We start from the raw sequence: 5465 nt of genomic DNA, 5'->3' as shown, positions 1-5465 counted from the left end.
CTGCTCGCGATTACGGTGTGTCAGTTGACATGTTTGTTGCCTGACACACCGTAATCGCGAGCAGGCTCGCTCCCACAGTTTTTGCGTTTCAACTGACAGATAGCGGGTGGACCCGCTACCGCCATGGCTTGATTTTTTCTCAACCAAGCCGGGTTTTTATATCGTTTGTCGGGCCTTGTGCCCTGCCCGACCATGACCTCCAGAGCTTGCTCGCAAGCCCATAACAACAGGAGGTCATCATGAGTTTTTCCGCGTCCATTTGGGCACCTACCACGCCACCCGGTCTGCACGCCTCGCGCCATCATCACAGCGGCGAAATCTTCTTCCCCTGCGTACCTGCCGAGTCGCCGCTGAGCAGCCAGTTCGACGACACCGTGCTCGACGTCGAGGGTCAGGTCTACAGCTTCACCATCATGCACCCAAGCCCGAAAAGTGGCCTCGCTCCATTCGTGCTCGCCTACGTCGACCTGCCCGGCCCAGTGCGTTTGTTCGGGCGCCTGATCGGTAGCCCCGGCGTGCCTGCCATCGGCGAAAAATGCCGAGTGATTGCCGACGACACCTACGGCTACGTTTTCCAGTCCCAGGAGGCCCGTCCATGAGCCAGATGCATGTAATGGGCGGCGCCATGACCGTCTTCGGCCGCCACCCCGGTGTCATGGCCCCGGAACTGGCGCAACGGGCGATTCTCGATGCAGTGGCCGATGCCGGTCTGCAACTGGCCGACATACAGGCCGTGTACTGCGCCAATGTGCTGGGCGGGATGATTCTCGGGCAGGTGATCGTGCGCGACCTGGGTCTGCAAGGCATTCCGGTCTACAACATCGAAAACGCCTGTGCCAGCGGCGCGACGGCGGTGCATCTGGCACGCCACGCCTTGCTCGCCGGGCAGTACGAACGCGTGCTGGTGTTCGGTATCGAACAGCTCACCGCATTGGGCGGCGGTATGATTCCGATGCAGCGCAACGACCGCATGACCGACCTCTACGCCACGGCGGGCATGGTTTTGCCGGCGGTGTACGCGATGCGCGCCACGCGATTCATTCACGAGCGTGACGCCAAACCTGCGGATCTGGCTGCGGTGGCGGTGAAGAATCGTCGTCACGGTTCGCTCAACGAATACGCTCAGCAACGCACTGAAGTCAGCCTCGAAGAAGTGCTCGCCTCGCGCATGATCGCCGACCCGCTGACCCTGTTGCAGTGCTGCCCGTCGCAAGTGGACGGTGCCGCGGCGCTGGTGCTCGGCAACAAACCCGGCCCCCACGCCAAAGACGTCAAGGTGCTGGGTTCGATCATTGTCTCGGGCCTGCGCGAGAGCGGCGACGAAGACATTCTCGACGCCGAAATCACCGCACGTGCCGCACGCCTGGCCTATGAACAGGCCGGTGTCGCCCCCGCCGACATCGGCGTGGTCGAGTTGCACGACGCCTTCACCATCGCCGAGCTGCTGTATTACGAAGCGCTGGGGCTGGCCGCACCGGGCGAAGCCGTCGCGCTGTTGCACTCGGGCGCCACCGCCCTCGGTGGCCGGGTGCCGGTCAATCCGAGTGGCGGCCTGTTGGCCAAAGGTCATCCGTTGGGCGCCACCGGTGTCGCGCAAATGGTCGAGTTGCTCTGGCAGTTGCAAGGCCGCGCCGGCAGCCGACAAGCCGGCACACCGCGCCTGGGCCTGGCGCAATGTACTGGCGGCGGTATCGCCGGGGTCGACCACGCGGCGTCGGCCGTGCACATTCTGGGAGTCTGAAGCCATGAGCAACTCACATTTTTCTGCCGGCCAGGTCGCCGTGGTCACCGGTGCCGCTCGCGGCATCGGCCTGGCCATTGCCCAACGACTGGCGAGCCAGGGCGTGTTTGTCTACTTGCTGGATCGCGACGAACAGGCGCTTAACGCCAGCGTCAGCGCGTTGCAAGCCGAGGACTTGAAGGTCGCCGGGATTGCGCTGGACCTCACCGAAGGCGAGTCAGTCAACGCCGCTTTCGCGCAGATCCGCGAAGCCCATGGTCGCCTGGATTTTCTGGTAAACAACGCCGGCGTGGTTCGCGACAAACGCTTCCTGAACATGACCGAACAGGACTGGGACCTGGTGGTGGACACCAACCTGCGAGCGCAATTTCTCTGCTGCAAGGCAGCCTTGCCACTGATGCTGGAGAAAGGCTTCGGGCGCATCGTCAACATGTCGTCCCGGGCCTGGCTCGGCGGTTTCGGCCAGGCCAACTACTCGGCGGCCAAGGGCGGCGTGGTCAGCCTGACCCGCAGCCTGGCGATCGAGTTTGCGGCCAAGGGCATCACCGTCAACGCCATCGCGCCCGGCATTGTCGACACACCGTTGTTCCAGAGTTTCGCCCCTGAAGTGCAGGCAAAACTCAAGGATACGGTGCCAGTAAAACGCATTGGCACCCCGGACGACATCGCCAACGCCGTGGAGTTTTTCCTCTCTCCGGCCAGCAGCTACGTTACCGGACAAACCCTGTATGTGTGCGGCGGACGCAGTCTGTCCTCGGCCAGTGTGTGAGGTGAACGCCATGTCAGTCACTTTGGAAATCCACGGTTCCGTGGCGCTGATCACCCTTGATCGCCCGCACAGCCTGAATGCGCTGGACCTGGATTCGCTCCAGGCCCTGCGCGGCCATCTTCGCGAAGTACGCGACCGCCGGGAACTGCGCGCAGCCGTGATCACCGGCAGCGGTGAACGGGCGTTCTGCGTGGGCGCCGACCTCAAGAGTACGCGGGCGTCTTCAGCGTCTTATGCCGAGGCGCTGTTCCTGGCCAACGAGCCCGCCGCAGACGCGGGGCTTTATATCCGCCAGATGGACCTCGCCGACCTCGACCTGCACAAGCCGCTGATTGCCGCTATCAATGGCCATTGCCTGGGCGGCGGCCTGGAACTGGCGTTGCAATGTGATCTGCGCATTGCCAGTGCCAGTGCAACATTCGGTCTGCCGGAAGCGGCGGTTGGCTCGATTCCGGCGGTCAGTGGCCTGCATCGGTTGATGCGCGCGGTGCCGCCCGCCCACGCCATGCAAATGGCCCTGACCGGGGCGCGCATCGACGCGTGGCAGGCCCACGCCATGGGCCTGATTTCGGAACGTCTGGACAGTCGCGAGGCCCTGCTACAACGGGCGATGGTGCTCGCCGAGCAAATTGCCCGCCAGGCACCGCTGGCGATTCAGGCCTTGCAAACCCTGGCCCGCAGCACCGCGCACTTGAGCGACAGCGACGCCCAGCGCTTGACCGAACTGTATTGGGGCGTGTTGCGCGACACCGACGATCGCCTCGAAGGCCGGCAGGCGTTTGCCGAAAAACGCGCACCGCATTACACGGGCCGCTGAAGCGCCCGAGGAGGCGAACATGTTACGCAAAGCTCTGGACGGCCTGACCGTCCTCGATTTCACCCAGATCGCCGCCGGCCCCACGGCAACCATGCTGATGGCTGACATGGGCGCACGGGTGATCAAGGTCGAATCCCACGAAGGCGAGTTGGGCCGCACCCTCGGCCCGGCGTGGGTTGGCGAGGATAGCGCGCTGTATCACGCGTTCAACCGCGGCAAACTGGGTGTGAGCCTGGACCTGAAACACCCCGACAGCGCAGCGGTTATCAAACGCCTCGTGCTACAAGCCGACGTGCTGGTGGAAAGCATGCGCCCCGGCGTCATGGCCCGGCTCGGACTGGGCTACGAGGACCTGGCCGCGCTGAAACCGGACCTGATCTACTGCTCGATTTCCGCCTACGGCCAGCAAGGTCCATATGCCGACCGTGCTGGCGTCGACGGCATTCTGCAAGCCGATTCCGGCCTGATGAGCCTTATCGGCACGCCGAACGCCGCTCCGTCCAAGGTGCAAGCGCCCGTGGTCGATGTCGTCACCGGCTACATGGCGTGCATGGCTGTATTGGCCAAGTTGCATGCCCGGGAAAAAGACGGATTGGGCGGCCACCTCGACGTCAGCCTGATGAACTCGGCACTGGCGCTGCAACAGGCATCACTGGCGAGTTTCCTCTGCGACGGCAAACTGCCGACCCGCATCGGCAGCGCCGCGCCCTACTCCGCGCCCAACGAAGCCTTTGAGGCGGCGGATGGCTGGCTGATGGTCGCCGCGTACAACGGCAATCGCTGGCCGACCCTGTGCGGGGTGCTCGGCCATCCAGAGTGGATCGACGACCCGCGTTTCAGGAGCTCGGCGCAACGGGTGGTTCATCGTGAAGCCATGTGCGCGTCACTGACCGACGTGTTCCTCACCCGGCCCGTTGCCCATTGGCTTGAGGTGCTGCGCGAGGCCGACATCCTTTGCTCCAAAGTCAGCGACTACAACGACGTACTGGCCCATCCGCAGATCGCCAGCAACGGCATGCTGGTGGAACTGCACCACCCGCAGCATGGTGTGGTGCGGGTGCCGGGGTTTCCGGTCAACAGCCTGGAAGCGGCGCAAACGCCGTATCCACCGGCACCGGAGAATGGCCAGCATTCGTGTTCGGTGTTGCGGGAGTTCGAGTTTTCGGAGGATGAAATTGCCGATTTGCTGGCGTCCAGTGCCATGCATTGTCCGGAGGTGGAGTTGGCCTGACCCAGTTACGGTGGCACTGAACCCTCAATGCGTGGTGTTCACAAAAAACCCTGTGGCGAGGGGATTTATCCCCCGTTGGGTCGCGCAGCGGCCCCAAAACCTGAAACCGCGGTCATTCAGACAAACCGCGTGCTCAGGATTTGCGACTGCTGCGCAGCCGAACGGGGATAAATCCCCTCGCCACAGGTGAGATGGTGATGACACCTTAATGTATGAGATTCACAAAAATCCTGTGGCGAGGGAGCTTGCTCCCGCTGGGTCGCGAAGCGGCCCCAAAACCTGCAACCGTGATCATTCAGGTGAACCGAGTGCTCAGGATTTACGACTGCTGCGCAGCCGAACGGGGATAAACCCCCTCGCCACAGGTGGAGTGGTGATGACACCTTGATGTATGAGATTCACAAAAATCCTGTGGCGAGGGAGCTTGCTCCCGCTGGGTTGCGCAGCGGCCCCAAAACCTGCAACCGCGCACTGTCAGGATGACCGCGTCGAATGGTTTGGCGCCTGCTGCGCAGTCGAGCGGGAGCAAGCTCCCTCGCCACAGAGTTGGGTGAATAAATAGATCCGGTCAGCTATCTCGCACGTCTGTTTAACCGCGAAACAGAGCTTGTTTAAACCCCCTCGAAGATACTTCCTGAAAGCTACAAAACCTTGCGCCGTTGCCTACGGCTGCGCCAGAATCCGCCGGCTTGTGCGCCTTGGGTTCGCTCGGTAACTTGAGTCCCGTCACTGCTCATCAGTGATCGGGTTTAGTCGCCCGGCTTAAGGTAAAGCGGTCGCACGAGCATCGTCAGTCAGGTATTCGCCTGTACTTTATGGCAGTTGTGCGCAAGGCGTCTTCGGACGCGCCGGATTCTTGCTTTTCCTTACCGGTCGACTAACTTGCGCACGGCTGCCACCCCCTCGT

At 62.7% G+C, this 5465-nt stretch carries 5 protein-coding genes; all 5 read left to right on the top strand.

Translation table 11 applies throughout. The features are described 5' to 3' along the window. Positions 1–239: 239 nt before the first annotated feature. Genes ACRC4F_RS18150 through ACRC4F_RS18130 form a run of 5 tightly spaced genes read left to right on the top strand, consistent with a single transcriptional unit; the run spans position 240 to position 4558 of the window. Positions 240–599: a Zn-ribbon domain-containing OB-fold protein gene (locus tag ACRC4F_RS18150; RefSeq protein ID WP_438660590.1), complete on the top strand. Its 360-nt coding sequence runs from the start codon at positions 240–242 to the stop codon at positions 597–599. Then, complete coding sequence (locus ACRC4F_RS18145) at positions 596–1741, top strand: thiolase family protein (protein ID WP_438660589.1); 1146 nt, start codon at positions 596–598, stop codon at positions 1739–1741. The genes ACRC4F_RS18150 and ACRC4F_RS18145 overlap by 4 nt, the downstream gene beginning before the upstream one ends. A gap of 4 nt (positions 1742–1745) precedes the next feature. Continuing rightward, positions 1746–2510 (top strand): SDR family NAD(P)-dependent oxidoreductase, encoded by a 765-nt coding sequence (locus ACRC4F_RS18140; RefSeq protein ID WP_438660588.1) that lies wholly within the window; start codon positions 1746–1748, stop codon positions 2508–2510. A gap of 10 nt (positions 2511–2520) precedes the next feature. Beyond that, entirely contained in the window at positions 2521–3327 is an 807-nt protein-coding gene (locus ACRC4F_RS18135) for an enoyl-CoA hydratase/isomerase family protein (RefSeq protein ID WP_438660587.1), read from the top strand. 19 nt (positions 3328–3346) lie between these two features. Then, the gene (locus ACRC4F_RS18130) at positions 3347–4558 is read left to right on the top strand and encodes a CaiB/BaiF CoA transferase family protein (RefSeq protein ID WP_438660586.1); all 1212 of its coding nucleotides are present in this window, start codon (positions 3347–3349) and stop codon (positions 4556–4558) included. Positions 4559–5465 lie beyond the last annotated feature (907 nt).

Source organism: Pseudomonas sp., from assembly GCF_051660785.1.
GTDB lineage: Bacteria > Pseudomonadota > Gammaproteobacteria > Pseudomonadales > Pseudomonadaceae > Aquipseudomonas.
Note: the sequence above shows the minus strand (reverse complement) of the source record. Positions and strands in the feature narration are given on the sequence as shown.

Coding starts and splice junctions, on each gene's coding strand:
- ACRC4F_RS18150 (WP_438660590.1), top strand. CDS start 240: ATGAGTTTTTCCGCGTCCATTTGGGCACCTACCACGCCACCCGGTCTG.
- ACRC4F_RS18145 (WP_438660589.1), top strand. CDS start 596: ATGAGCCAGATGCATGTAATGGGCGGCGCCATGACCGTCTTCGGCCGC.
- ACRC4F_RS18140 (WP_438660588.1), top strand. CDS start 1,746: ATGAGCAACTCACATTTTTCTGCCGGCCAGGTCGCCGTGGTCACCGGT.
- ACRC4F_RS18135 (WP_438660587.1), top strand. CDS start 2,521: ATGTCAGTCACTTTGGAAATCCACGGTTCCGTGGCGCTGATCACCCTT.
- ACRC4F_RS18130 (WP_438660586.1), top strand. CDS start 3,347: ATGTTACGCAAAGCTCTGGACGGCCTGACCGTCCTCGATTTCACCCAG.